The sequence below is a fragment of the Yersinia alsatica genome, assembly GCF_025133195.1.
In the GTDB taxonomy this organism is placed as follows: domain Bacteria; phylum Pseudomonadota; class Gammaproteobacteria; order Enterobacterales; family Enterobacteriaceae; genus Yersinia; species Yersinia alsatica.
Window position 1 is genome coordinate 3,150,317 of sequence record NZ_CP104006.1, and the last position, 23,242, is coordinate 3,173,558.

The following is a 23,242-nucleotide window of genomic DNA, read 5'->3' on the forward strand; positions in this document are numbered from 1 at the left end:
ATGGGGAGGCCGATAATGGTAACAGACTATTTGCCGTTACTGGCACAGGGGGCGGGGTTATCGCTGTGTGTGATGCTGCTTTCATTGGCGGTGGCGCTGATTCTCGGGCTGATTAATGCGGTGATCAAACTGTTTGGCCCGCGCTGGTTACGTTGGATATCAACCGGATACACCACCGTGGTGCGCGGCATTCCTGAGCTGGTGATCATGTTGTTGCTGTTTTTTGGCGGCGAAATGCTGGTTAACGGTTTCTTGAGCTTATTGGGGTTAGGGCCGGTTCGCTTCAATACCTTTGTTTCCGGGGTGCTGGCGATTGGCATTGTGTTTGGCGCTTATTACACCGAAACCTTCCGTGGCGCTTTTCAAACGGTTGATCGTGGACAGCTCGAGGCTGCGGTGGCTTACGGTATGCGGCCCGCTCAAGTATTCCGCCGCATTATGCTGCCACAAATGCTCAGTTTTGCTATTCCCGGCATCAACAATAACTGGTTGGGTTTGATGAAAGCCTCGGCATTAATCTCTATTTTGGGCTTAGAAGATATGGTGTGGCTGGCTGAGCAAGCCGGGCGGGCGACCCAAAAACCTTTCTTGTTCTACTTCCTGGTGGCGATGATTTATATGGTCATTACCGCACTTTCCAGCTGGGGCTTTAGCCTGCTAGCGCGGCGCTATGCGCTATCGACCTCAACGGCGAGGGCGCGCTAATGAATCTGCAAACGGTGCTGGAAGCCATACCCACATTTCTGTATAGCGACGGTTCCGATACCACCGGGCTAGCCATGACCGCCAAACTGTTTTTGTTGTCGGTATTCCCCGGTCTGCTATTGGCGCTGTTAATGGCTATCGGGCAAGCATTTGGCCCACGCCCACTGGCTTGGTTGATCCGCAGTGTGACCTATTTCTTTCGCAGCACGCCGCTCTATCTGCAATTAATGCTGATTTATTATGGTCTTTCGCAGTTTGATATTGTGCAATTGGGCTGGCAGGATGACCAACCCTTCTGGTTACTGTTCCGCGATGCCACATTCTGTGCCGTGCTGGCCTTGGTGCTCAATACCAGTGCTTATGTTGCCGAATTATTAGCTGGCATGATGGTGACATTTCCCCGTCAGGAGTGGGTAGCTGGCGAGGCATTTGGCATGACACAGTGGCAAATCATCCGTCGGCTGGTACTGCCTGCGACCTTGCGCCGTGGTATTCCGGCACTGAATAACGAAATGGTATTCCTGTTGCACGCGACCTCCCTTGCCAGCACGGTCACCTTGCTGGATATCACCGGCGTCGCCCGTGCTTTCTATGCCGCAACTTATTCACCCTTTATCCCATTCTTGATGGCCGCCGCCCTTTATCTGCTCTGTACCTTTATATTGATATTCTTGTTTTCGCGCGCGGAACGGCGCTGGTTGGCATTTGCCCGCCACGATTGAGGTGGCAGGCTGGCCAGAGGTTCAGGAACGCTTAATCGCTTGCAGCTCGGTGATGGTAACAATTTTATCGACGCGGAATTTTTTGCTGGTCAGCCAGGTATCGGCCAGTAACCGGTAGTGTTCCATGTTGCGACAACCAATGCGTAGCAGAAAATCGAAACTACCGCCGACGAGCCAGCAATCCAGCACTTCGGGGGTTTTACGGACCTCTTGTTCAAAGGCTGCCTGGGAGTGACCGTGGTCAGCCAGCGCAATTTGCGCTTGGATCACAAATGCGTGCTCCGGCTCCGGTAACTCAATAATCGCGCTGTAGCCACGAATAATACCGGCGCGCTCCAGTAGCCGAACACGCTCCAGACAGGGGCGGGCGGTCAGATTGACCTGTTCAGACAGCTTCTGATAAGAGATACGACCATCCTGGCTTAGGATTTCAAGGATTTTTTTGTCAATTCGGTCAAGCCGGGCTTTCTTTTCCACAGATAGGATGTCCAATGAAAATCAATCATCATAAGTTACCTGAACACGCCCTGAGTGGGCAGCGTCAATTAACCAGTTTTCACTTTGGCCAACCGGGTGTGGGCGAGAAAATCTACCTTCAGGCTGGCCTGCATGCCGATGAACTGCCCGGTATGCTGGTATTACATTATCTTAAAAGATTACTGAGTCAGGCGGAACGGCGGGCCGAAATTCAGAGCGAAATAATTATTGTGCCAATCGCTAACCCGGCGGGCATTGCACAAGTGCTACTCAATAGTGGAATCGGCCGTTTTGATCTGGTCAGCGGGCGCAATTTTAATCGTGACTTTCCTGATCTGGCTAAGTTGCTTCAGCAGCGGCTGGGCCACCAGACATTAAGCCAAGAAAGTCATCAGCTGCGGCAACAGATACGCCACGAAATGGTTGATGCCTTACAAAATTTGCCTGCCAGCAGTGAAGTGGAGGCTTTACGGCAACATTTACTGATGTTGGCCTGTGATGCGGATCTGGTGCTGGATCTGCATTGTGATGATAGTGCCATTTTGCACTTATATGCCGATCCCGCCTGGCGTGAGTCGGTCGATACACTCGCGCGCTTTTTGCATATCGACACCGTGTTGCTGTCACAAGATAGCGGCGGTGGCTCCTTTGATGAAGCTTGCGGCTTGCCGTGGCACCGGCTGGCGCAGCAGCCAGATTTAAGTGCGCTGGCCCCGGCTTGCATGGCGGTCACCGTGGAGTTGCGAGGGCAGCAAGATGTCAGCCACGCGTTAGCCAGTGCGGATGCCGAACGTATTTACCACTATTTGCAGTATCGGGGGGCCATTGCCGGGGCCAAGCCAGATATCCCGCAGCGCGACGTGGTGATGTTGCCATTTTCCGCCGGAGAAATTGTCACCGCACCCGCCAGCGGCCTGTTGCTGCTAGTGCGTCAACCGGGCGACTGGGTCGGCAAAGATGAAGTGGTGGCTGAAATCATTGACCCCATAACTGATACCGTGAAAGCCGTACGGGCGAAAGCCGGGGGCATTATCTATGCCAGTCGTCGCGCGCCGTTTGTGACCTTGGGGGCTGAAGTCATGAAAATCGCCGGGAAAACACCCTATGCCGGCGGCGGGGAATTGGCGTCGTGATGGGGTAGTGCAACGCTAGGAGAACCTCGAAGGTAAAGGTTCGATAAATTAGGGGCCGTTTACGGTCCTATTCTTATTAAGAATGACTATTCAATCTAAAAAATCGGTGCAGTTAATTCTGTCCGAGAATTGGATATGTTTATTTCAAATAATGGGCATCGTACTTCGATTCAATAGATGACAACATACCTAAAAACTTAAATGGATCCAATGAGTTGATTCCCCCCCTCTCTTGTTTAATTTCAATAGGCATATTACCAACGTCACACCATTGTAGAATACCCGCAGCATCAATATAAGCTCTCGATTTACCTTTATTATCAAAGTGAAGACAATAAGGTACATCAATAATACCCAAGCTAAATGCTTTGAGTATTGCCTCGCCAACATCAGAATCTAAATTCAGAACATGGCTTATTATATTAGTCGCTTCAGTATAAATTTCATGAAAAAATAAAGTACTGTCTTTATATGAATTGTACTCCCCCAGTGAATCCCAATGTTTACGGGCCCTTTCGAGGGAAGCAATATTTTCGACAATTGTCGGTATACGAAAAGCTTCTTTTACCGTTTTGGTGATCAGCCTTTCAGCATGACCATATTTACAGATTTCAACGCTGGCCTTCAGTAGGTCTGTCGCCCCTTCGATGGTTTTTGGGAAAACCCCCATATAGGTATACACAACAACATGCCATTCAGCCTTTTTAAGCCATTTCGTTGCCAATTCACGTAATGCACGAACTGCGCCGATATCTTGGCTGACCGATGTCTGCTGCGCATAGCTTAAAGAAAGACTGGTCAACCCATAACGTTCAAAAAAAACCCCTTCAATAATAGCAAGAGCCACTAGCAAGCCCGGCGGACACATTTGCCCAAGCATACATCCGCCAAAACTCTCAATATGGAGAGGTCCGAACGCCCCTCCTATTGCAGCCATGTTTACACATTGTCTCCAAGAATTTACGGCGTCCTTCAACGGAGTACGGCTATATGGCAAGCAATACGAAATTGGGCCACCTTCGGTTGCCATAACACCACTTTCCACAAGACATTCAAATATGTGGTTAGGCAGAGAACTACCATGCCTGACTTGAACCATAAAATAGTCATCTTGAATGGTATTAAGTAAATCAATACATTTTCTAGAACCATGATTAATGATCGGATAACCATTTAATATATGCCCAGCATCCAGACTTTTTTGAGCATTTACAATATCATCCACCCGAGTATAGCTGTCTAAAGTGATGGTACCCATCGTCGTTGCATTGGCATTTTTGACGGCTGTTAATCCATTCAGCATCTTATCTGGGCAATCAAACCCCATACGAGGTTGTACCGTTAACATGCCGTTTCGATTGGCTTGGGTGACAATTTGGTTAAAATCCATGATAAGTATTTTCCCTGTTTATTCACTTGTCAGTAGCGCCAGAAAATCATCAAAGGAATCTCCCTGCTGGCTGTCGTCATAAACTGCATCAAACCCTTCTGATAGTAATTCTTTGATATAAGCCACATTGCCCGCACCTGCTGTCCCCAGTTTTCCGCCGATAAAGCAGGGAAGGTGACAAGTCAGTTTATGTTCCCTGATTTTTTTGATCAGGCGTCGACCATCAATATGTCCATGACCATTCACACTGCTAATAACCAGCATGTCAATATCTTCAGAAATGCAATTCTCAATAATCAATTCATCAGGAGTACAGGCTCCTAAATTCACTACTGAGTGGCCATAATGCTCAATCAACAATTGGATAAAAACCAGGTTCCATGTGTGGGAGTCTGAAGATATGCCTGTGAGTAAAATCTTCAGTGGTTTCTCAATCGTTAGTTTTTTGTTTCTTATAAAGCTAATGTGTTGACTCATATTCTTATCACCATAAGCATATAAACTATTTAAAATAATTTAACTATTCATATAAATAAAAGTCAAAAAATACCACCGCGCCACCTTGGGTGGCAATTATTTATTTGATAAATAAAGATGAATATAATATTAACGCCACGCGCCGTCTTATTTTAATATTAATTTATTTACACCATAAAAAGCCTGTGATAAGTTCTGTAACACTTTAAGTACATATAAAACCAACCAAATATCAACAAACAATTCATTGATGCCATAGGCTATTAGGGGGTTGCGTGAGAGTTCTTGTTCTTCACTGTGTACGCTATGAATCAATCCTTTACCATTTAGCAATTGACCATCAAAACAATGATGTCGTGTATATTGGCCTGCCTGATAAATTAGCTGATATTCCTAGCAACCTCCGGTGTGAGAAAGTTAGTATCACTGGCGAAAAAGCACTGTATGAAGAAGTCGAGTCCTGGCTAACGGATCACCCTCAAAAATTTGATAAGCTTATTTCAGTTTCTGAGTTTGAATTGCTGACAGCGGCAAAACTCCGTGAGCGTTTCGGTATTAACGGGGCTAATTATGCACAAACAGAAAAGGTGCGTAATAAAGTGATTATGAAGCAGTGTGTGCAAAATGCGGGCATTCGCACTCCCCGCTTTGCTCATCTAACACACTGGTTTAAGGATCAAACGGTATTTCCTGTTGCAGGCAAAGTGGTCATTAAACCACTGGATGGTGCTTCCTCAAAGTACGTGACTATTTTTGCCACAGCAGAAAGCGCATTTGATACCTTAACTCAACGCACAACTGGAGTTCCTCAGCTTGATGCCGGTCAATATGATAATTTCGAGATAGAGGAATATTGTTCTGGGCCAATACTGCATATTGATGGCATTGTCAGCAACGATAAAATATTGATTATTATTGCCAGCCGATATATTAATTCTCTGCTTGATTTCGCCAATGGTACACCTTCCGGATCAGTTCAATTTGAAACGGATAAAGTATTCGAGAACTGGGTCAGTACAATTCTTGCTGCGACCGAAATTCATAACGGGGCGTTCCATTTGGAAGCAATTGAAACTGACAATGGCAACGTCTTTTTGGAGATCGCTCATCGGGTAGGGGGAGCTAGAATATCGGATACCTTTGAACTAAAGACCGGTATCCACCCGTCTGTGGCAGAAATAAAAGCACATTTAGATAACGACATTCAGTTAAATATTAAGTGGGATATGGATTATTTGTACGGATGGTTTATTTTCCCCGGACACCACCTTGCGGCAGATAAATACCAAATTTCAGGACATGAATATCTACATGACCACCCAAATGTGTTGCATTTAAATCAGCTCCCCTTAGAACAGTATTTATTGAAAACTGTCACTTATAATGAAAAGCGTTTACCTCTGGCAGGCATTATCCGCGGGCAAACCACGCAAGAACTGACTAACATGCTCAATGAAATGTACTCTAGGGTGAAAATAACGAGTGCTTGAATGAAATATGGCTGATAAATATAGGGAATGTAAATGAAGCCTTTATCATCGGCAGAGTTCTTTATTAATATGGCTCGCGCCATGCTGCTACTCAGCATAGCAAAATTCATGTTTGATGAGACCGGACAGATATGGATGGTCAGTATTTCATTTATTAGTGAGATATTTATTTCTGCCTGCATGCCGCTGTTAGCAGGGAAGTATGTTGATAATCACGGCGTATCAGGTATTTTACGCGGCGTTGCTGCCATGAATATTTTCACTAGTTTGGTGACACTCTTAATTTGGTATCATGCTGGACTTTCTGCTGGACTAATACTCTTTATCTCCATTGTGTTGAGTGCGTTATGGAGAATGAGTCGGCTATGTGTATTTAATCTCATCCCAACGTTGTTAACCTTCGAAAAATTAGAATGGGGCAATGGTAAGTTGACGTTTAATTCACAATTGGGGCAATTAATTGGCATGATCAGCGCTGGGGGGTTGTTATATTTTTTAAATTTTCCCACAGTAATCGGTGTTGTCTCTGTTTGCTTTATTATGGCAGCAATCGGTTATATTCAGGCAACATTGTTACCGACACATAATGGACCAGCAACGGAATTAAAACGTTTACACTTACCACAAACTATCAACAGCCTGATCAGTGCTTGCAAGCGATACGGGCTATTATTTGTGATCAGTGATTTTGATTTTACTGTTCTGGCAATATTCAATATCTTGTTAGCTTCTATCGTGTCTGAGAACTTCGGTGGCAATGCCTTATGGATGTCGGGTATTGATGCATGCTATGCCCTTGGTGCTATTACCGGTGGAGCGCTTGTCAGCCATTGGCAAGTTAAAACACGATACTGGCATGTTACATCAGTACAGCTGATATTTTTAGTATGGCTGGGAACGTCAGCCGCTATTACAACTAGTTATCTTATTATTATCGCTTCATTCATTATGGGATACTTTACCAGTTTTTCCGGTATTTATTGGCGTACGTTCTTGCAGCAAAAGCTACCCACTGAAATACGTGGCACACTGACTGGTGTAAAGTTTATTTTATCTTCTCTGTGGATAGGTATGGTCAGTTTATTCATTTCATGGATACATCAATTTGGCTTTGATAAGGCTATTTACAGCTCTTTAGCTATTGTTACCTTGCAATTATTAATTTTGAGTTATTACAAAAAAACTCACCTCACACAGAAAAGAAAATTCGCTAAGCAGCACAATTGAAAATTAAAGTTTCGTTCTGATTTAAAATTTAATAATACCCCGTGGTTAAACAACAACTGAGTTAACGTACTGATTTTATTTTTATTTAACTTTAACAAGGAGTATTATTATGTCACGAAAAGATATTAATACTACAAAAGATTACTTTAAATCAGTATTGATTGGACATGGTGATAATGACTATGAAAAATACATGAATACTGAATTTTTATTATCTTTACAAAGAAGTTCTGATGAGTGGATTCATCGGGATGAGCTTCTTTTTCAGATTATTCACCAATCTACCGAATTGTGGTTGAAGCTGAGTAATGAAGAGTTAAAAGAAGCGATCAAACTACTTGAAGAACATAGTTTATCACACGCGACAGCACTCATTCAGCGTGCTTCACAATGTATTCGCTCTATTACAGAACAGTTGGAAATACTGACACATATGACGCCATACGATTTCTTTAGGATCCGTCCAATATTGGGTAACGGCTCTGGGTTGGAGTCCCCTGGCTGGAAAAACGTCAATACTATTGGCCGAGAAATGGCAAAAACAATAAACAACTATCTTGACGAAACTGAAACCGATCTGATTAAGGTTTATACCCAACAGACACACAGCGAAATATTTAATCTTTGCGAAGCGCTTATTAGCTGGGATGAGTGGGTTTCATTATGGCGTACCCGTCACTATAAAGTAGCTGTTAGGACGATCGGGCACAAAACCGTTGGAACCAAAGGTACACCGGTCGACAAATTAGCACAATTGATCGGTCATAAATATTTCCCTCGTCTCTGGCAATTACGCTCAGAACTGGTGGAGGAGTATTGATATTTATGCAACCGATGTTGACGCCATCATACTTTCGACAACAATATTTTCCTCAGCTTGAGAGCCTGCACTGGTTAGCGAGTTGTAGTCTTTCGACCCCGTCATCTTTGTTGACAGAAAAAATGCAGGTGATGTTGGACGTAATGGCAAAACCACATTTGGCTTGGGACTTTTTTGAGAGCGAAATTGAGAGTGTGCGTCATAAAATCGCGAGACTTATCAATGCACAACCGCAGCAAATTGCGCTACTTCCTAATGCATCTGCCTGTGCCTTCCAAATTATCAGTACGCTAAAGTCATCCGCCACTGTTCGTCTGTGGTACTGCGACAAAGAGTTCCCGTCCATTGCCAACGTGTGGCAGGCCCAAGCAACATGCGGAGCTTTGATCAGTCATGGTAGTGAACATAAGCTGCTCGAGGCTGGGTTAAATGGCGAGAGTCAGGATCTTATCTCAATGCCACTGGTGGGATATTTACAGGGAGATTTGCTCCCTGTAGACGAATTGATTCATTTGAACAAAAACAGTCCTGCCAGAGTCGCTGTTGATGCCTATCAAGCGCTGGGCGTCATCCCTATCGACGTCCAAGCCTTGCGTTGTGACTACCTGTTTGGCGGTATGATGAAATATCTTTTCGGATTGCCGGGGTTAGCATTTTTGTATGTGCGGGATTTGTCAATTGCCAAGCTTAAGCCCCAATTTACGGGTTGGTTCGCCAGATGTGATCCTTTTGATTTCGAACCTCATGTACTCGATTTTTCCGCTGATGCTCGTCGCTTTGAAACTGGGACGCCAGCCGTTCCTGCGATCCTTGCAGCGCAAGCTGGGTTATCTCTACTCGAGCAAACAAACGCACTGGCTATCAGGCAACATATCATGGGTTTGATTGAGTATGCTGCTCACCTGCTACAACAGCAGGGGGAGCAATTGTTCGGTTATTCCTGCGCCCGCCAGCATGGCGCTCACCTGGCATTACATGATGCCGCCCCCCATAAGTTGGCTCAGTTTCTTGAACAATACGCCATCGTTACCAGCCCTCGCGGAAAGGTATTGCGCTTATCCATTCACTATTTCAATAGCACAGATGATATCGATGCTGTCTGCCTGCGTTTGCGGCAATACCGCCGTTCTAATCGATGAGATATGAAAAATGAATGAACCACCCGATGTAATAGCTTGGCAGCTCACTACCAAGGCTGTCCCTGATTCGCCACGCGATACGACTATGAAGCTGATTAATCAGTTAGATGACTGGTTAAACGGGAGGATTTCGGCTCCTTTGCCGATGGCGGAAATACTGCAAGCCTTCCATGACTACGGCAAACAGTTTGTCGATAAGGCGTTGCTACAGCGTTTGGATGGGGTGCGCCAGAGACTTGCTGCTTCACAGTTGCTAGCCAATACATGGATAGGCGCTGCGTTGGCGACGTTGCTGGATAAATATGACGGTAAATATGATTACTACTCCTATCTTGCATTGGATCTTCTCAACTGGGAAGAGAATGCGACAGGCAATGAAGCGCTGCTGGACTGGCGTTTGACACTACTCACTTTTGATATTATGCGCTTTGAATTTGCCGCACTGAGTGGCAATGAAAATTGGCTTCCCCGAATACCGAGTGATGAAAAACTCGCCTCAATGCGAGGTCGGCGTCTTCTGCGTGCTATGCAAGCAGCCCTAGAAAGACAGCAACTCACTCCACACAACGTGGAGAGCGGAGTTATAACCGAGATATCGAACTTATGGTCGCAAATTGACGCCCGAATGAGTGAGACAGATAGGCTGCGACTAAACTATTCCTTACTACCAGTGGATAAAGTCCATGATGAATACCTTTTTTTACGGATACTGCAAACCTTTGAAACTGTATTCAGTTGGCTGGCCGTCTCACTGAATCAGGTCATTCGGTTAGGAACGACCGATATTCATCAATCCCATCATTTGATCGAACGCTGTCATCAGCGACTCTGCGAAGCTTCATTATTATTTCCTCTTCTATCTAGCTTGCGCGTTGAGGCCTTTCGTGACTTTCGCACCCATACCGAGGGGGCCAGTGCAATACAGTCCCACAGCTATAAAACTGTTGAATCGTTATGTCGAACGCCGAGTAAGGAACGTATTAATTCTATCGCCTATATTTCCGTGCCGGAAGTACGCAACAGAGTATTGCAGCAATCGGAGACCATCGATTCGGTTTATCTGAACATGGGGCAAACAGCAAGCATCAGCCCATCGGACTTAGCCGTTTTCTCGCAAGCAATGAATGCATTCGAATTTGAACTGAAAAAATGGCGTCAATCGCACTACGGTATTGCGGTCAAAATGTTGGGAGTATCTCCGGGAACCGGATATACAGAGGGAACACCTTATCTTAATGAAGTCCGGCATATTGCGGTATTCGAAGCCAATAAAATTCAGGAGATAAAATGAAGCCCTTACATAACCTGCCGGTGGCAATTGTCGGAGCAGGCCCAGTAGGGCTGGCACTTGCAGCCCGGCTCTCAACATTTAATATCGCCAGCGTAATCTTCGATAAAGCCCCATTTCTACAGAAAAAAGGCTCTAAAGCTTGTCTCATCCAGGGCGATGTCCTTGAAATCCTGGAAAAGATAGGATGTGCGACGCGGCTTGCCCAAGAGGGGATACACTGGCGTATCGCTCATACATATATCAAAGGGTTAGAACTCGAACCGCAACATTTTCCTGAACGTGCGGGCTTTGGCCAGTTTATTAACATTTCTCAATACCGTATTGAGCAGGAACTAGGGGCGTTTATTGCCACGACCGAACTGACTGAAATCCATTGGCAGCATGAGGTCATCGCGATGGAACAGCATAAGGATTCAGTGACGCTAACCTTACAGACCCCTGATGAGGTTTGTGATGAACATTTTCGTTATGTTGTCGCCTGTGATGGTGTGCGTAGTAAAATTCGTGACTTAGCTGGGCAAAACTTTTCCGGTTATACGCACAGAACGCCATTCCTAATCACTGATATTCGGGCCAATATCGCCTTAACTAAAGAGCGCCATTTTTGGTTTGATCCTCCTTTCCACAAAGGAAAACAGTTAGTTATGCATCCGCAGCCTGACAACGTTTGGCGCATCGACTGGCAGCTCGAAGAAAATGATGATATCGAGAAGGAAAAAATCAATGGCAAACTGGATCAACGCATTCGTAAAGTCATTGGTAATATCCCATATGAAATTAATTGGTTAAGCACCTACCGTTTTAACCAGAAAGTCATTGATCAATTTCGTCATGGCAATCTGTTCTTTGCCGGTGACTCGGCACACTCACTGCCGCCGTATGGTTCACGCGGCATGAATAGTGGTATCCAGGATGCTGATAATCTTGCCTGGAAACTGGCATGGGTAATCAACGGGCTAGCTCCTGATGCTCTACTTGATAGTTACCATCAAGAGCGTCGGCCAGCTGCACTAGAAAATTTGCGTGTCACTGAAGAAACCATGCGCTTCATTGCTCCCAGTGAGCGTGGTATTCGCATTAAGCGCAATCTTATTTTGCTGATATCACGTTTTTTTCCACAGGCCCGACGCTGGATTAACCACGGAAAAATGGCGGAGCCTTTTACCTACGCAAGCTCATCACTAATCCATAAAAGCCCAGAAACACCGTTAGTTGGGCAGTTTTTACCTGATATGTGCGTTTTTATATATCACCAGCGTACCCGTCTAAGGAAATTACTCGGTGTACACTTCACCTGTTTATGCTTTGCAGAAGAGATATCGCTGGCGGCATTTACTCAGCTATCGCAGCAATGCCGTGCTCCTTTCGAAGTCAAATTTGTTGCCGTAGTTCCTCGCGCATCATTCGAATATCAGACGGAAACAGCGATCACTGTGGCAGATTACGATGATATTTTGGCTGCCCAGCAATTTATGGGATCTCAGCCTCTTTGCTATCTCGTCAGACCCGATGGACATATTGCTGCACAGTTTTATTTAAGTGAAATGAAAGATATCAACGAATTAATCCATCTATGTGCAATGGCTGATTCAGATATAAATAATTTATATCAACGAACATCCTGAATAATAGCGAGTAAATGAAATGTCATTAAATAAACCTGCATTCGCTTGGCTAAATGGCGAGGTTGTCCCATGGGATAAATGTGTGATCCATGCCCGCAGTCAGACTGCATTTTGGGGCGCTAATGTATTTGAAGGTATCCGTGTTTATTGGCAGGAAGATAATCAGCAGATGTTTATTTATCGTCTTACCGATCATTTAAGACGATTACGTGAATCAATGAAATGTATTGATATGCCGGTCAGTTATAGTGATGAAGAGATCACCCAGGGCTGTTTACAAGTAATTAAAAGCAATCATTTCCGTGAAGATATTCATATTGTGATTGTGGCCGGTTTTGGTTTCGGCCATAACTTTGACTCTCTTGGCTACACCGCCGATACACTGACGCATATTACTGCATTGCCCATGCCGCGCTCACCCCGCTATGAGCAAGGGGCACATGCCGCTATTACCTCTTGGCGCCGGATCAGCGATGAATGTATGCCACCCCGTATCAAGACGGGTGCTAATTATCACAATAGCCGCTTAGCACAGCATGAAGTCCAGCAAAACGGTTTTGATACCGCTATTTTCCTCAATCAACGCGGTACCGTCGCTGAAGCACCGGGCTCATGTGTTGCTATGGTACATAAAGGTACACTGGCTACTCCGCCGGGATCCAGTGGTGTGCTCGAAGGTATTACGCTTGATAGTCTACAACGCCTGGCCCAGACCGAGTTTGGGTTGTGTTTTGAAAAACGCGAAATTGACCGCACCGAAATGTATCTGGCTGATGAAGTTTTCCTATGTGGAACTCTGGCTGAAATCCAACCCGTCATCTCCCTCGATCGTAAAAAAATTGGTTGCGGCGGAGCAGGCCCCATCACGCGCCAACTACAGTACAGCTACGAGAAAGAGGTGCGTTCAGCACCAACACATCATTATTCCCTACCGGTTTATGTCAAATAATCAGGAGATGCCAGCATGTCGCAATGGTTAAAACGCCGCATTATTGATCTCACCGCACCTCTTTCGGAACAAACGCCGGTAATCAAACTACCACCCACTCACGGTCAGGCTTGGTCATCCAAACGTGAAACTATCAGTCACTATGATGAGTATGGCGAGGCCTTTTGGTACAACATTTCAATGTCAGAGCATACCGGTACTCATTTTGATGCGCCGATCCACTGGCCCTCGGGCAAAGATGGTCTTGATGTGGCTTCTGTGCCTCCTGAGCACCTCATCGTACCCGCGGTGGTGATCGATATGAGCGACAAGTGCAAGGAATCAGCTAATTTTCTCCTTGAGCGTCAACATGTTGAAGCATGGATAGATCAATATGGTCCTCTGCCTGAGGGTGGTTGGTTGCTGTATCGCAGTGGCTGGGATGAGAGAGATGGCGATATCGAGGGTTTTCTCAATAACCGCCATACCCCAGGGATAAGCGTGGAATGTGCCCGCTGGCTAGCACATGAGACATCTATTATTGGTGTCGGCGTTGAAACCGTGGGAACCGACGCAGGTCAGGCTGCCAGCTTCGTCCCCCCATTCCCGGTTCACTGGTATTTTCTTGGCGCAGGGAAATACGGTATTACCCAACTCAAAAAGTTGGCACAACTGCCTCCTATCGGCATTGACTTGATTATTGCGCCTTTACCTATTGTTGGCGGCACCGGTAGCCCCTGCCGCGTCTTTGCCCTGATCAATAACATTGTCTAATGATTAAAAGTAACAGGAGAATAGTCATGAAGATTCAAAATGTGGTTAAAAAGGGAGTATGGGAAACTGAACGGCGCCAGCTACGCGAAAAGCTAGCACAACGGGTTAATTATATTCGTCTCGATCTTAATGAGAACTTGCTAGATTTAGATGAAAAGTACTTTAAAGATTTTATTTCAGGGTTAAAACCTGAGTTGCTATCTGCTTATCCAGATCTGAGTGCTATTTATCAAGAAATGGCAGACTTTGTCGGTGTCGATGAGAACGAGATTATCCTCACTAATGGTTCAGATCTCGCCGTTAAATGCCTTTATGACGCCTGTATATCGAAAGGCGATCACATACTAATACATGACCCTTGTTATTTGATGTATGAACGTTATGCACAATTTTTTGAAGCGGAATTAGAAAAAATCCCGATGAATATGGCCTGGAAACCAGATTTGCCATTAATGAAAGCCCAGTTGCGTGATAATACCCGAATGGTGATTCTGGAGACCCCGAGCGGTTACCTGGGAACACAGGCAGACTTGCAGTCGATCACTGAACTTGCCGCTGAGCTTGATAAGCGAGATATCCTGCTAGTTATTGATGAGGCTTACCTCTATGTAGCGAATAACAAGAGTGAGCATCTCAGTTTGCTAAAGCAATTTAATAATGTGGTTTTACTACGAACCTTATCCAAAGCATTCGGTTTGGCAGGTGCGCGGGTTGGCATGGTATTGGCAGCGCCGGAACTTATTCAGCAATTATATAAAGTCAGACCCCTTTACGAAATCAGTGCATTAGCGGGTGAAGCAGCACAATGGCGCTTACGTAATACTGATTTGCTACAAGAATATCAGGACAATACTCGCAGTAATAAAAACTGGTTAATTAATCAATTAAATCTATTAGATATTCAATGCCGAGATGCCGCTGGTAACTTTATTATTGTCCACTTCTCTGACATTTTAGGGAATAACCTATTTGAATTGCTGAAGTCAGAAGGGATTTTAATTGGCAAACCTTATGAACTGTCAGCACTAAAACACTGGTGGCGCATTACCGTAGGCAATAAGCAACATTGCGAAATTTTGATTGGAAAACTGGCATTACTCAAGTTTTCACAGGTAAATATTTCATGAGAAAAATTAAATAAACAATAATTAAAGGATTAAATAACAATGAAAAATAAGAGTCTGGCTAAACCTGTTGGTATTAATCATATATCGCTAGTTGTCGGTAATATCGCTGAGGCTGTGGCATTCTATGGTGGTTTCCTCGACATTGAAGTGGTGTATGAGGATCAATCTGGCATTCCTCGCTCAGAACTTGCCTCCATAGAAATGGGCGATCAGTTTATTGCTCTAACTTGTGGGAAAAAAGAAAGAAATGATGTTGACCATCATGTTGGTCTGGTCGTCAGTGATAAAGAACGGGTGCGTGAATGCGTAACTGATTTAGGTATTTCACTTCTGCCAGGACCGACATTTACCTTCCTTGACCCTTGGGGTAATCGTATTGAGATCGTCTCCTACCAACATATTATGTTTACCAAGTTGCCAGGGATATTGGAAAAAATGGAGCTCTCTAGCTTAGAAAAAAATGATAACGCGGTGGCTAAACTGCGTAAGAAAGGGTTTATTCCTTCGTAACGTGCAGAGTGCCCAATTAAATAAGGAGTTAAATATGCCCTTAAGAATAGCGTTGATACACCCCACTCTTGGGGTACCGTTTATTTTTGACATCGCATCCCGAAATGGCATTGAACTGATCGTCATTTCCCCTGACGATACCGCAGAGGCGGAAGCTTTCCCTGCTGTCATTGGTTGTGAGTTTTTACCTATTTATGATGCACCCGAACAGGCGCTTACTTCACTCGAGGCGCTACATAAGAAATGGAATTTTGATGGCATCATGTCAGTAAAAGAACCCTCCGTAGTATGGACAGCAGCCGCGGCAAACCGACTAGGTTTACCGGGAATATCCCCAGATGCAGCCATGGCCGCCCGCGATAAATCTATGATGCGTAGATTATTTGAGGAAGCGGGGTTAACTGTGCCACGTAATATCACCCTGGAGCATAGCAATGAACTTGAACACTGCCGGTCACTGACGTTTCCCTGCATAGTTAAACCAAGCTCTGGCCTTAATAGTGCTGGAGTTCAGTTAGTTCAGGACTTTGCACAATTGTGCAAAGCATTTACTTATGTGGAGCAGTTAAATCAGGATGTTTATCGGCACCTATCTTGGCATCAATCTGGCAATTTTGCCAAAGTTCTGATAGAGGAGTTTATTAATGGGCCTGAGTTTGTAGTGGAATTGTTCGCGGTTGATGGGGAAGTTCATGCGTTAAATTGCGGCTATAAGGGCATACCGCAAGGTCCCTATTTCGAAGAGTCAGTTTATCTGTGCCCCCCTGACGTTGAGCCAACACTGATAACCAACATCCAGCATACTGCTATCGCGGGTATGAAAGCATTAGGATTAACGAATGGACCGGGACATTGTGAGCTGCGACTTAATCATGAAGGGACACCGATAATTCTGGAAATTGGCGCTCGCCTGGGTGGGGCAGGTTGTGCTCATTTTAACGTTGAAGCATCAAATAGAATCGACTTTATTGGCCTTTATTTTCACTGGTTGACCAACACTTTGACACCTGAAAATTGGCCACCTGATACCACCGGGTTATCGAAAGCGGCTAGTAGCTGGATTATGCCTCTGGGAGGTTCAGGCGTGCTGCTCTCTATTAAAGGATTGGATGCGGTCAACAAGCATCCAGATACACGCTATATTCTTGATTTTTCCCATCCTGGAAAACATTACCGGCCATATCCTGATTTCGACGGTTTCTTGATCATCGTATTTGGCCAACATAATTCGCCCCAAATGGGTGAGGAGTATTTCAAATTTCTCGAGAGCACACTTAAAACGCATTGGGGCCAACAACATGTTAAATAAGAATGATCACTCCATTGAAAAAATGCTGCTGATAATTGGCTATGGAATGGATTCGCCGGATACCTTAAAACGAATCAATGATACCGGGCTAAAATTCGTATTTGTGCAGAGAAAAGAGTTACTCGATATCCATGCACTATCTGCGACAAGTGATATTGTTATAACAGATTATCTTGCGGAAAGTTTTCTGCCACTCGCTGATAGTTTGCATCAGCACTGGAATTTTTTCTCGGTATTATCCCTTACCGAGGCTGGTGTTGAAATTGCGGCGAAATTAAACATTCGTTGGGGAAAGCCAAGTACATCGCTAGAGTCAATATATTATTTAAAGAATAAAGGTGCCATGCGAGCATTGCTTAATAAGCATTATTTTAGTCCGGTACATTATGCTGTTTGTGCTAACGGTCAGCAGTTAGTGAATTTTATTAGTGCTAATGGTCTTCCTGTTATTATAAAACCTATTGATGGTAGCGGTAGTATGGGAGTGCAGTTAATTACACAAAATGAGATGCTGGCTGATATAGTCAATAATATTGATTCAGGTCGGGGCGATTATATCGTTGAAGAGTTTATTGATGGCCCAGAATACAGTATTGAATGCTTTAGCTTTAATGGTCAGCACAAAGTGGTGACCATTACTGAAAAAATTTCAGTAGAAGAATTTGTCGAAGTTGGACACATGGTACCAGCAAGACTGGCACCTGACGTGGAGCAGCAGGCCCAAGTGATGGCATCACAGTTTCTGAATATTATTGGGCTGAGCAACGGACCATCCCATACTGAATTTAAAGTAAGCTCGAAGGGGATTAGGATTATTGAGTCACATAATCGTATTGCTGGCGGAAATGTAGGTAAACTGATCAAAAGAGTTTTCGATATTGATATGATTCAGTTATCAGCACTATGGGCTGCAAGAGAAATCACACCTGACTATTTAAACGATAAAACTGCACAAGGTGTCGCTATTGTCAGATTCCTAGTATTGCCTCCCGGTAAAGTTAAAAGGGTACAGGGATTTGAGAAAATAAAAAGTGATGAGTACAATGAGGTTGTTGAAACCAAAATTAATTACTCTGAAGGTGATGAAATTCCAGCCTTGGAAGGCAATTCAAGACGTTCAGGTTATATCATCTTGCATGGTTCGGAAGCCGCTCAGATTTTAGAAAGATCCATGGCTTTAATTAAGAGCATAAAAGTAGATATAGTAGTTAACAGCTAGCGATCAGCTTCAGTGGTAGCCTGACTCCGTGGGTGAATGGGCGAGCCTGTAAATAGATTCGTGGTTTGCCGATCCGAGTGGCACATCGAGAGCGCTTGGGTTGCCCCAAACGCATCACGATCAAAACAGCTTGTTCAACCACATCAGGCACCATTTACTTATGCACTACAGACGGTCAAAATCTGCTGCATCATGGCGTTCTGGTAACTGTTCTTCTGGCGCGCCCCAAGTACGATTGACTATGCGGCCACGCTGTACCGCAGGCCGCTTCGCAATGGCCTCCGTCCAGCGGATAAGATGGGGATAGGACTTCACATCGAGGAATTCCCCAGCTTCATATTGCAAGCCCAGCACCAAATTGCCATACCATGGCCAGATCGCGATATCGGCAATTGAGTACTCGTCACCGGCAATATACGGGTGCGTTTTGAGCTGGGTATTGAGCAAGTCGAGCTGCCGCTTGGCTTCCATGGTGAAACGGTCAATAGCGTACTCAATTTTCACCGGGGCATAGTGATAGAAATGGCCAAAACCACCGCCCAAATAAGGTGCTGCTCCTTGTAACCAAAACAGCCAATTCAGTGCTTCGGTTCGGCCAGCGTGTGACTTAGGTAAGAAGTGGCCAAATTTATCCGCCAAATACAGCAGAATGGCGCCAGACTCAAATACCCTGACTGGCGGGGTCGTCGAATAGTCCATTAGGGCAGGGATCTTTGAATTCGGATTGACGGCAACAAAACCACTTGAGAACTGATCACCTTCACCGATACGAATCAAGTGGGCATCATATTCCGCACCTTTTTCGCCCCATGCCAATAACTCTTCCAGCAGAATAGTGACCTTCTGACCATTCGGCGTACCCATGGAATAGAGTTGCAACGGGTGTTTGCCAACAGGTAGCTCAGCTTCATATCGAGCCCCCGCTGTTGGGCGATTGATTTTGGACCACACACCGCCGCTGGCACTGTTTTCTGTCCAGACTTTGGGTGGTTGGTATTCGTTATCTTTCATCATGGATTACCTTATTTGAGAATGAAGACGAACTTAATAATACTCAGAATCAGTATGCACCAATCATAGAGAATAACAGGGATAATATTTCTGTCATTCAGGCTCCCTATAGTTAGGTTGCTTTATACCTTTGGGCAATAACAATAATTAGGGAACTTAACATGAAGATGACCACATTTCGGTTGGCACTGCTAGCCAGCAGCATCGCGTTCAGTACCTCTTTATGGGCGCAGGCTGTTGAGGTGCCCGCTACTCTAGCCGGGCATGCCGTATTACCGGTGAAATCAGCCGTGGCGACACCACAGGATGCCCCATCAGACTTACAAGAAAGTGGTAAATACACCAGTGGCCAACGGGTTAGCGCATTGGGGACTGTGGCGGGTAAATCTGCCGACCGGCTAACAGGTCTTGGACTGCCGATTAAAGGGCAACCACTGCAAGGGCATTCAGGAATAAAGCATATGCCCGATGGCACCTATTGGGTGCTGACGGACAATGGATTTGGCAGTAAAGCCAACTCACCAGATGCCATGCTGTATCTCAATCACTACAATATTGATTTCAAGAATGGCAGTGTGACACCGCTACAAACCGTGTTTTTGCACGATCCAGATAAAAAAGTGCCTTTCCATATCATCAATGAGAGTACTGAAAAACGCTATTTAACCGGCAGCGATTTTGATCCCGAAAGCTTCCAATTTGCTGATGATGCCCTGTGGATTGGCGAAGAATTTGGCCCCTATCTGATTAAAGCCGACCTCAATGGCAAGGTGCTGGAAGTGTTCGAGACTCAGGTTGATGGCAAAATCGTGAAATCGCCGGACAATCCAACACTGACATTGCCAGGCGCCCCGGACGGGAAGCAGAATTTCCAGGTGGCGCGCTCTAAAGGCTTTGAAGGCATGGCGGTTTCACCGGATGGCAGCAAATTGTATCCGATGCTGGAAGGGGCGCTGTGGCAGGATGAAAAGTTTGAGAATGTGGCGGGCAAACGCTATCTGCGCGTGTTGGAGTTTGATGTCAAACAGCGGAAATGGACCGGGCGCAGCTGGCAATATGTACTGGAAGATAACCAGAATGCCATTGGTGATTTCAATATGATTGATGCGACACATGGATTAGTCATCGAACGCGATAATGGCGAGGGTACGGCGGATAAAGCCTGTGCGGCGGGGGCAGCAACAGCAAATTGCTTCAGTCAGATAGCCAAGTTTAAACGTGTCTACAAAATTGCGTTTTCTGATGACAACGTCGGCAAACCGGTGGATAAACTGGCCTACATTGATTTAATGAACATTCAGGATCCGCAGCATCTGGCGCGTAAGCCGCTCAATAATGGCGTACTGACATTCCCCTTCTTTACCATTGAAAACGTTGATGTGGTGGATGGCAGCCATATCATTGTTGGCAATGATAATAACTTCCCATTTTCCTCCAGTCGCCAACCCAATGAAGCCGATGATAACGAATTCATTCTGTTGGACGTAAAACAGTTATTGAGTCAGTAACCGCCCACAAGATAATTTTCGCCGGGTTAGGGGAGCATCATGATGTCCACTAACCTGGCATTATGATGCTTCATACAACACTTTTGATGCTTCTGCGACTTGGCGCTTGAGGAGGTTAAGGGTCTTAGATAACAGGTTTTCTTGTTCTTTGAACCAACCATCTTTATCTGGCAATGAAGTTGCCAGCCGCCAGGATTCTTCTTTCTCCAGCGCATCCAACTCGTGCAGCATTGCCTCAATTTGACTTCTGACTTCGCTAATTTTTCGACGTAATCGCTCAAGATCATCAATAAGGTCACTCGCCATTAGCGGCTCAAGCCCTTGTTTTAAGCTCTCCAGCAGAGTATGAATGGCAGAAAAATCACCTCGTTGGCGAGCTTGGTTAAGCTGCACCATAAGCTGATGGGCTTTTTCTTTAAATTCATCCGCGACTAAATCGGGATGACACAGCCGGCTGGCTTGCCGCCATAGGCGTTTTAATTCTTGCCGTTGGTCAGCGGAGAGCTTGCGCTCATTGTCGTGCCGCTGTTCAGCATCATTTTGCTGTTCCTGATAACTCTCGTACTTCTCTTTGGCTTCTTCACGGGCTTGACGGGTTGATTCGGTATTACGGGTGTTAAACCCCTTTTCCAGTTCTTGGATCTCCGCCAGTAATGCCGTGACCAACTCAGTTTGTTGCTGAATTTGTTGACGTATTGCAACGGTTTCATGGGAAAGGGAAGAGAGCCCCAGCCAGCGCTGTTTTAGCACAGTCAGCTCATCAATGGCTTGAGAAATATACTGCTGACAATTGCGATAATCGCGCTCTCGACGGCGGGCTTCCGCTTCGGCTTTACGCAAGGTGCTTTCTGCCAACTGTTTGCGCAGATGGAGTATTTGCTTGGTTAAAGGGCCAAGACGCACCAGATAGAGATCGTTGAAATCATCCAGTAACTGAATACGTTCATTCCGCTTATCGATGAGCTCGCGTAACTGTTCCTCCAGCGCTTTCAACTCAAGTTTACAGGCGGCCAACTCAAGATCCTGCCACTGGGTTACCGACTGTTTAGTGATCAGCCATGCAGAAATAGCGTCCAGTGCTGCGGTGAATTTCCCTTGTTCAATCGCCACGGCAATAAATGTCAGTACGGCATCCTGAGATTCACTTTTAAGGTAAGGAAGTTGATGGCGGATCATTTCGTCATCTTCAAGCTCAATCGCGCTTTTGATGATCTCTAGCCGTTTAATGAGTTTTTTCATAAATATCGGATTTGCTAATGACGTAGGCAGAATACCTACATACTAAACAACGGCTTCCCATTGTTCCAGATGAATGAGGGCTGATTTCATCTGGATAACAAGATAGTTATCTGGGCATGAGCGATAAATCACACTCGGCCCAAGGAAAGAGGAGAAATATCAGACTGAGAAGGTTAATTGGCGGGCCCACAATTGGCTGAATGCATTCCAAGAATGTAAGGTTGGGGAGATAAACTTGCTTTTATGGTAGCAGAGCGTGAATTTGCGCAGAAATCGGTGCTCAGTTTCAAGCTGGACAAAATGCCCTTTATAGAAGGGTTGAGCAAACATTCTGCTGGAAATAAATGTAATGCCCAAATTGTTCCGCACACAAGCGAGTATTGCATCAAATGCGTTGAGTGAAAGCGTTACCGGTGGGTTATTCAGATGCAGCGCCAGTTGATTGTCGAAAAAGGCACGGCTACTGGAACCGCGTTCACGTAGAATCCACTTTTCTTGCTTGAGTGCTTCATAAGAAACCTGTTTTTTCTTCGCCAGTGGGTGAGTCTTACCCACGACAATCACCATTTCATCTTCCATCCAAGGTTCACAGATTAAATTTTGCTCAGTCGTCGGCCCCTCTAATAAAGCCACGTCAATTTCGAAGCTATTCAGCATGCTGCTAATATCTTGGGTATTCGCGATGATTGATCGCGGTAACCAGCCATAACTCTTCTCAAAGGCAGTCAACATATTAGGGAGTACATAGCTACCGATGGTCTTAGTGCATCCTAAATTAAGTTGAGTGTCGTGAGACTTCTCATCAAATAACTGTTCAACACCTTGCATCCTCGCTAACAGTTCATCTGCCACCGGTAACAGCTTTTTTCCTTCATGATTAATAATTAATCGAGCATGCTGCCTATCAAACAGCCGCACCCCGAGCTGACTTTCCAATTCAGCTAAGGTCTGAGATACCGCACCTTTGGTCATAAATATTGAGTCTGCGGCTAATGTCATACTGCCGTAGCGCACAATAGAAACAAAAACGGATAGCTGTTTAAAGGTAATGTTCATCGTTTAGTTTTTCTAAACCTGCAGTAATAAATAACTCGATTTTTTAAATGATACCTTATCGCTAT

Annotated in this window: 22 protein-coding genes; 16 read left to right on the top strand and 6 right to left on the bottom strand. The window is 45.2% G+C overall.

The window, feature by feature from the left end; all coding sequences use genetic code 11:
- Positions 1 to 15 precede the first annotated feature (15 nt).
- Together N0H69_RS14075 and N0H69_RS14080 are read left to right on the top strand one after the other, a co-directional pair.
- On the top strand, positions 16 to 705 hold the full coding sequence (locus N0H69_RS14075; RefSeq protein WP_050151202.1) for an ABC transporter permease: 690 nt from the start codon (positions 16 to 18) through the stop codon (positions 703 to 705).
- Positions 705 to 1,427 (top strand): ABC transporter permease, encoded by a 723-nt coding sequence (locus N0H69_RS14080; RefSeq protein WP_050107022.1) that lies wholly within the window; start codon positions 705 to 707, stop codon positions 1,425 to 1,427. Before N0H69_RS14075 ends, N0H69_RS14080 begins: the two co-directional genes overlap by 1 nt.
- 21 nt (positions 1,428 to 1,448) lie before the next feature.
- On the opposite strand, the gene N0H69_RS14085 is transcribed toward N0H69_RS14080, so the two are convergent.
- Positions 1,449 to 1,904 carry an Lrp/AsnC family transcriptional regulator gene (locus N0H69_RS14085; RefSeq protein WP_032913178.1) on the bottom strand — a complete coding sequence of 152 codons (456 nt, stop codon included), beginning with the start codon at positions 1,902 to 1,904 and terminating at the stop codon, positions 1,449 to 1,451.
- Between the two features lie 14 nt (positions 1,905 to 1,918).
- On the opposite strand from N0H69_RS14085, the gene N0H69_RS14090 reads away from it, so the two are divergent.
- A complete protein-coding gene (locus N0H69_RS14090) occupies positions 1,919 to 3,037 on the top strand; it encodes a succinylglutamate desuccinylase/aspartoacylase family protein (protein WP_050151203.1) in 1,119 nt (372 codons plus the stop codon).
- Between the two features lie 139 nt (positions 3,038 to 3,176).
- Here the strand turns inward: N0H69_RS14090 and N0H69_RS14095 are convergent, their stop codons facing one another.
- Together N0H69_RS14095 and N0H69_RS14100 are read right to left on the bottom strand one after the other, a co-directional pair.
- Positions 3,177 to 4,427 (bottom strand): hypothetical protein, encoded by a 1,251-nt coding sequence (locus N0H69_RS14095; protein ID WP_050151204.1) that lies wholly within the window; start codon positions 4,425 to 4,427, stop codon positions 3,177 to 3,179.
- An 18-nt stretch (positions 4,428 to 4,445) separates the two neighbouring features.
- A complete protein-coding gene (locus N0H69_RS14100; protein WP_050151205.1) occupies positions 4,446 to 4,904 on the bottom strand; it encodes a cobalamin B12-binding domain-containing protein in 459 nt (152 codons plus the stop codon).
- A gap of 275 nt (positions 4,905 to 5,179) precedes the next feature.
- Between N0H69_RS14100 and N0H69_RS14105 the strand changes: the two genes are divergently transcribed.
- The 12 genes from N0H69_RS14105 (at position 5,180) to N0H69_RS14160 (ending at position 18,363) form a co-directional block, all read left to right on the top strand.
- Complete coding sequence (locus N0H69_RS14105) at positions 5,180 to 6,394, top strand: ATP-grasp domain-containing protein (protein ID WP_057632543.1); 1,215 nt, start codon at positions 5,180 to 5,182, stop codon at positions 6,392 to 6,394.
- 33 nt (positions 6,395 to 6,427) lie between these two features.
- Positions 6,428 to 7,621: an MFS transporter gene (locus N0H69_RS14110; RefSeq protein ID WP_050151206.1), complete on the top strand. Its 1,194-nt coding sequence runs from the start codon at positions 6,428 to 6,430 to the stop codon at positions 7,619 to 7,621.
- A 109-nt stretch (positions 7,622 to 7,730) separates the two neighbouring features.
- Positions 7,731 to 8,441 (top strand): tryptophan 2,3-dioxygenase family protein, encoded by a 711-nt coding sequence (locus N0H69_RS14115; protein ID WP_050151207.1) that lies wholly within the window; start codon positions 7,731 to 7,733, stop codon positions 8,439 to 8,441.
- Between the two features lie 143 nt (positions 8,442 to 8,584).
- Positions 8,585 to 9,580, top strand: a complete 996-nt coding sequence (locus tag N0H69_RS14120; RefSeq protein ID WP_050151208.1) for an aminotransferase class V-fold PLP-dependent enzyme — start codon at positions 8,585 to 8,587, stop codon at positions 9,578 to 9,580.
- 10 nt (positions 9,581 to 9,590) lie between these two features.
- Positions 9,591 to 10,871, top strand: coding sequence for a hypothetical protein (locus N0H69_RS14125; RefSeq protein ID WP_050151209.1), 1,281 nt, complete (start codon positions 9,591 to 9,593; stop codon positions 10,869 to 10,871).
- Complete coding sequence (locus N0H69_RS14130) at positions 10,868 to 12,496, top strand: FAD-dependent monooxygenase (protein WP_151419866.1); 1,629 nt, start codon at positions 10,868 to 10,870, stop codon at positions 12,494 to 12,496. The genes N0H69_RS14125 and N0H69_RS14130 overlap by 4 nt, the downstream gene beginning before the upstream one ends.
- A gap of 19 nt (positions 12,497 to 12,515) precedes the next feature.
- Positions 12,516 to 13,445: an aminotransferase class IV gene (locus N0H69_RS14135; protein ID WP_072077502.1), complete on the top strand. Its 930-nt coding sequence runs from the start codon at positions 12,516 to 12,518 to the stop codon at positions 13,443 to 13,445.
- A gap of 15 nt (positions 13,446 to 13,460) precedes the next feature.
- Complete coding sequence (locus tag N0H69_RS14140; protein WP_151419867.1) at positions 13,461 to 14,198, top strand: cyclase family protein; 738 nt, start codon at positions 13,461 to 13,463, stop codon at positions 14,196 to 14,198.
- Between the two features lie 26 nt (positions 14,199 to 14,224).
- Positions 14,225 to 15,325 (top strand): pyridoxal phosphate-dependent aminotransferase, encoded by a 1,101-nt coding sequence (locus N0H69_RS14145; RefSeq protein WP_050151212.1) that lies wholly within the window; start codon positions 14,225 to 14,227, stop codon positions 15,323 to 15,325.
- 39 nt (positions 15,326 to 15,364) lie between these two features.
- Positions 15,365 to 15,835 (top strand): VOC family protein, encoded by a 471-nt coding sequence (locus tag N0H69_RS14150; RefSeq protein WP_050151213.1) that lies wholly within the window; start codon positions 15,365 to 15,367, stop codon positions 15,833 to 15,835.
- A gap of 34 nt (positions 15,836 to 15,869) precedes the next feature.
- A complete protein-coding gene (locus tag N0H69_RS14155) occupies positions 15,870 to 17,144 on the top strand; it encodes an ATP-grasp domain-containing protein (RefSeq protein WP_050151214.1) in 1,275 nt (424 codons plus the stop codon).
- On the top strand, positions 17,134 to 18,363 hold the full coding sequence (locus N0H69_RS14160) for an ATP-grasp domain-containing protein (RefSeq protein WP_050151215.1): 1,230 nt from the start codon (positions 17,134 to 17,136) through the stop codon (positions 18,361 to 18,363). The genes N0H69_RS14155 and N0H69_RS14160 overlap by 11 nt, the downstream gene beginning before the upstream one ends.
- A gap of 165 nt (positions 18,364 to 18,528) precedes the next feature.
- Here the strand turns inward: N0H69_RS14160 and yghU are convergent, their stop codons facing one another.
- Entirely contained in the window at positions 18,529 to 19,374 is an 846-nt protein-coding gene (gene yghU, locus N0H69_RS14165) for a glutathione-dependent disulfide-bond oxidoreductase (RefSeq protein ID WP_050151216.1), read from the bottom strand.
- A 161-nt stretch (positions 19,375 to 19,535) separates the two neighbouring features.
- Between yghU and N0H69_RS14170 the strand changes: the two genes are divergently transcribed.
- The gene (locus N0H69_RS14170) at positions 19,536 to 20,882 is read left to right on the top strand and encodes an esterase-like activity of phytase family protein (RefSeq protein ID WP_050151217.1); all 1,347 of its coding nucleotides are present in this window, start codon (positions 19,536 to 19,538) and stop codon (positions 20,880 to 20,882) included.
- A gap of 60 nt (positions 20,883 to 20,942) precedes the next feature.
- Here the strand turns inward: N0H69_RS14170 and N0H69_RS14175 are convergent, their stop codons facing one another.
- Together N0H69_RS14175 and N0H69_RS14180 are read right to left on the bottom strand one after the other, a co-directional pair.
- On the bottom strand, positions 20,943 to 22,121 hold the full coding sequence (locus tag N0H69_RS14175) for a coiled-coil domain-containing protein (RefSeq protein WP_050151218.1): 1,179 nt from the start codon (positions 22,119 to 22,121) through the stop codon (positions 20,943 to 20,945).
- 159 nt (positions 22,122 to 22,280) lie between these two features.
- Positions 22,281 to 23,177: a LysR substrate-binding domain-containing protein gene (locus N0H69_RS14180; protein WP_050151219.1), complete on the bottom strand. Its 897-nt coding sequence runs from the start codon at positions 23,175 to 23,177 to the stop codon at positions 22,281 to 22,283.
- Positions 23,178 to 23,242 lie beyond the last annotated feature (65 nt).

Excerpts from the sequence above, each read along its gene's own strand:
- N0H69_RS14090 (WP_050151203.1), top strand. The coding sequence starts at position 1,919 with ATGAAAATCAATCATCATAAGTTACCTGAACACGCCCTGAGTGGGCAG.
- N0H69_RS14075 (WP_050151202.1), top strand. The coding sequence starts at position 16 with ATGGTAACAGACTATTTGCCGTTACTGGCACAGGGGGCGGGGTTATCG.
- N0H69_RS14160 (WP_050151215.1), top strand. The coding sequence starts at position 17,134 with ATGTTAAATAAGAATGATCACTCCATTGAAAAAATGCTGCTGATAATT.
- N0H69_RS14145 (WP_050151212.1), top strand. The coding sequence starts at position 14,225 with ATGAAGATTCAAAATGTGGTTAAAAAGGGAGTATGGGAAACTGAACGG.
- N0H69_RS14150 (WP_050151213.1), top strand. The coding sequence starts at position 15,365 with ATGAAAAATAAGAGTCTGGCTAAACCTGTTGGTATTAATCATATATCG.
- N0H69_RS14120 (WP_050151208.1), top strand. The coding sequence starts at position 8,585 with ATGGCAAAACCACATTTGGCTTGGGACTTTTTTGAGAGCGAAATTGAG.
- N0H69_RS14135 (WP_072077502.1), top strand. The coding sequence starts at position 12,516 with ATGTCATTAAATAAACCTGCATTCGCTTGGCTAAATGGCGAGGTTGTC.
- N0H69_RS14095 (WP_050151204.1), bottom strand. The coding sequence starts at position 4,427 with ATGGATTTTAACCAAATTGTCACCCAAGCCAATCGAAACGGCATGTTA.
- N0H69_RS14115 (WP_050151207.1), top strand. The coding sequence starts at position 7,731 with ATGTCACGAAAAGATATTAATACTACAAAAGATTACTTTAAATCAGTA.
- N0H69_RS14080 (WP_050107022.1), top strand. The coding sequence starts at position 705 with ATGAATCTGCAAACGGTGCTGGAAGCCATACCCACATTTCTGTATAGC.
- N0H69_RS14180 (WP_050151219.1), bottom strand. The coding sequence starts at position 23,177 with ATGAACATTACCTTTAAACAGCTATCCGTTTTTGTTTCTATTGTGCGC.
- N0H69_RS14130 (WP_151419866.1), top strand. The coding sequence starts at position 10,868 with ATGAAGCCCTTACATAACCTGCCGGTGGCAATTGTCGGAGCAGGCCCA.
- N0H69_RS14170 (WP_050151217.1), top strand. The coding sequence starts at position 19,536 with ATGAAGATGACCACATTTCGGTTGGCACTGCTAGCCAGCAGCATCGCG.
- N0H69_RS14175 (WP_050151218.1), bottom strand. The coding sequence starts at position 22,121 with ATGAAAAAACTCATTAAACGGCTAGAGATCATCAAAAGCGCGATTGAG.
- N0H69_RS14110 (WP_050151206.1), top strand. The coding sequence starts at position 6,428 with ATGAAGCCTTTATCATCGGCAGAGTTCTTTATTAATATGGCTCGCGCC.
- N0H69_RS14125 (WP_050151209.1), top strand. The coding sequence starts at position 9,591 with ATGAATGAACCACCCGATGTAATAGCTTGGCAGCTCACTACCAAGGCT.
- yghU (WP_050151216.1), bottom strand. The coding sequence starts at position 19,374 with ATGAAAGATAACGAATACCAACCACCCAAAGTCTGGACAGAAAACAGT.
- N0H69_RS14140 (WP_151419867.1), top strand. The coding sequence starts at position 13,461 with ATGTCGCAATGGTTAAAACGCCGCATTATTGATCTCACCGCACCTCTT.
- N0H69_RS14100 (WP_050151205.1), bottom strand. The coding sequence starts at position 4,904 with ATGAGTCAACACATTAGCTTTATAAGAAACAAAAAACTAACGATTGAG.
- N0H69_RS14155 (WP_050151214.1), top strand. The coding sequence starts at position 15,870 with ATGCCCTTAAGAATAGCGTTGATACACCCCACTCTTGGGGTACCGTTT.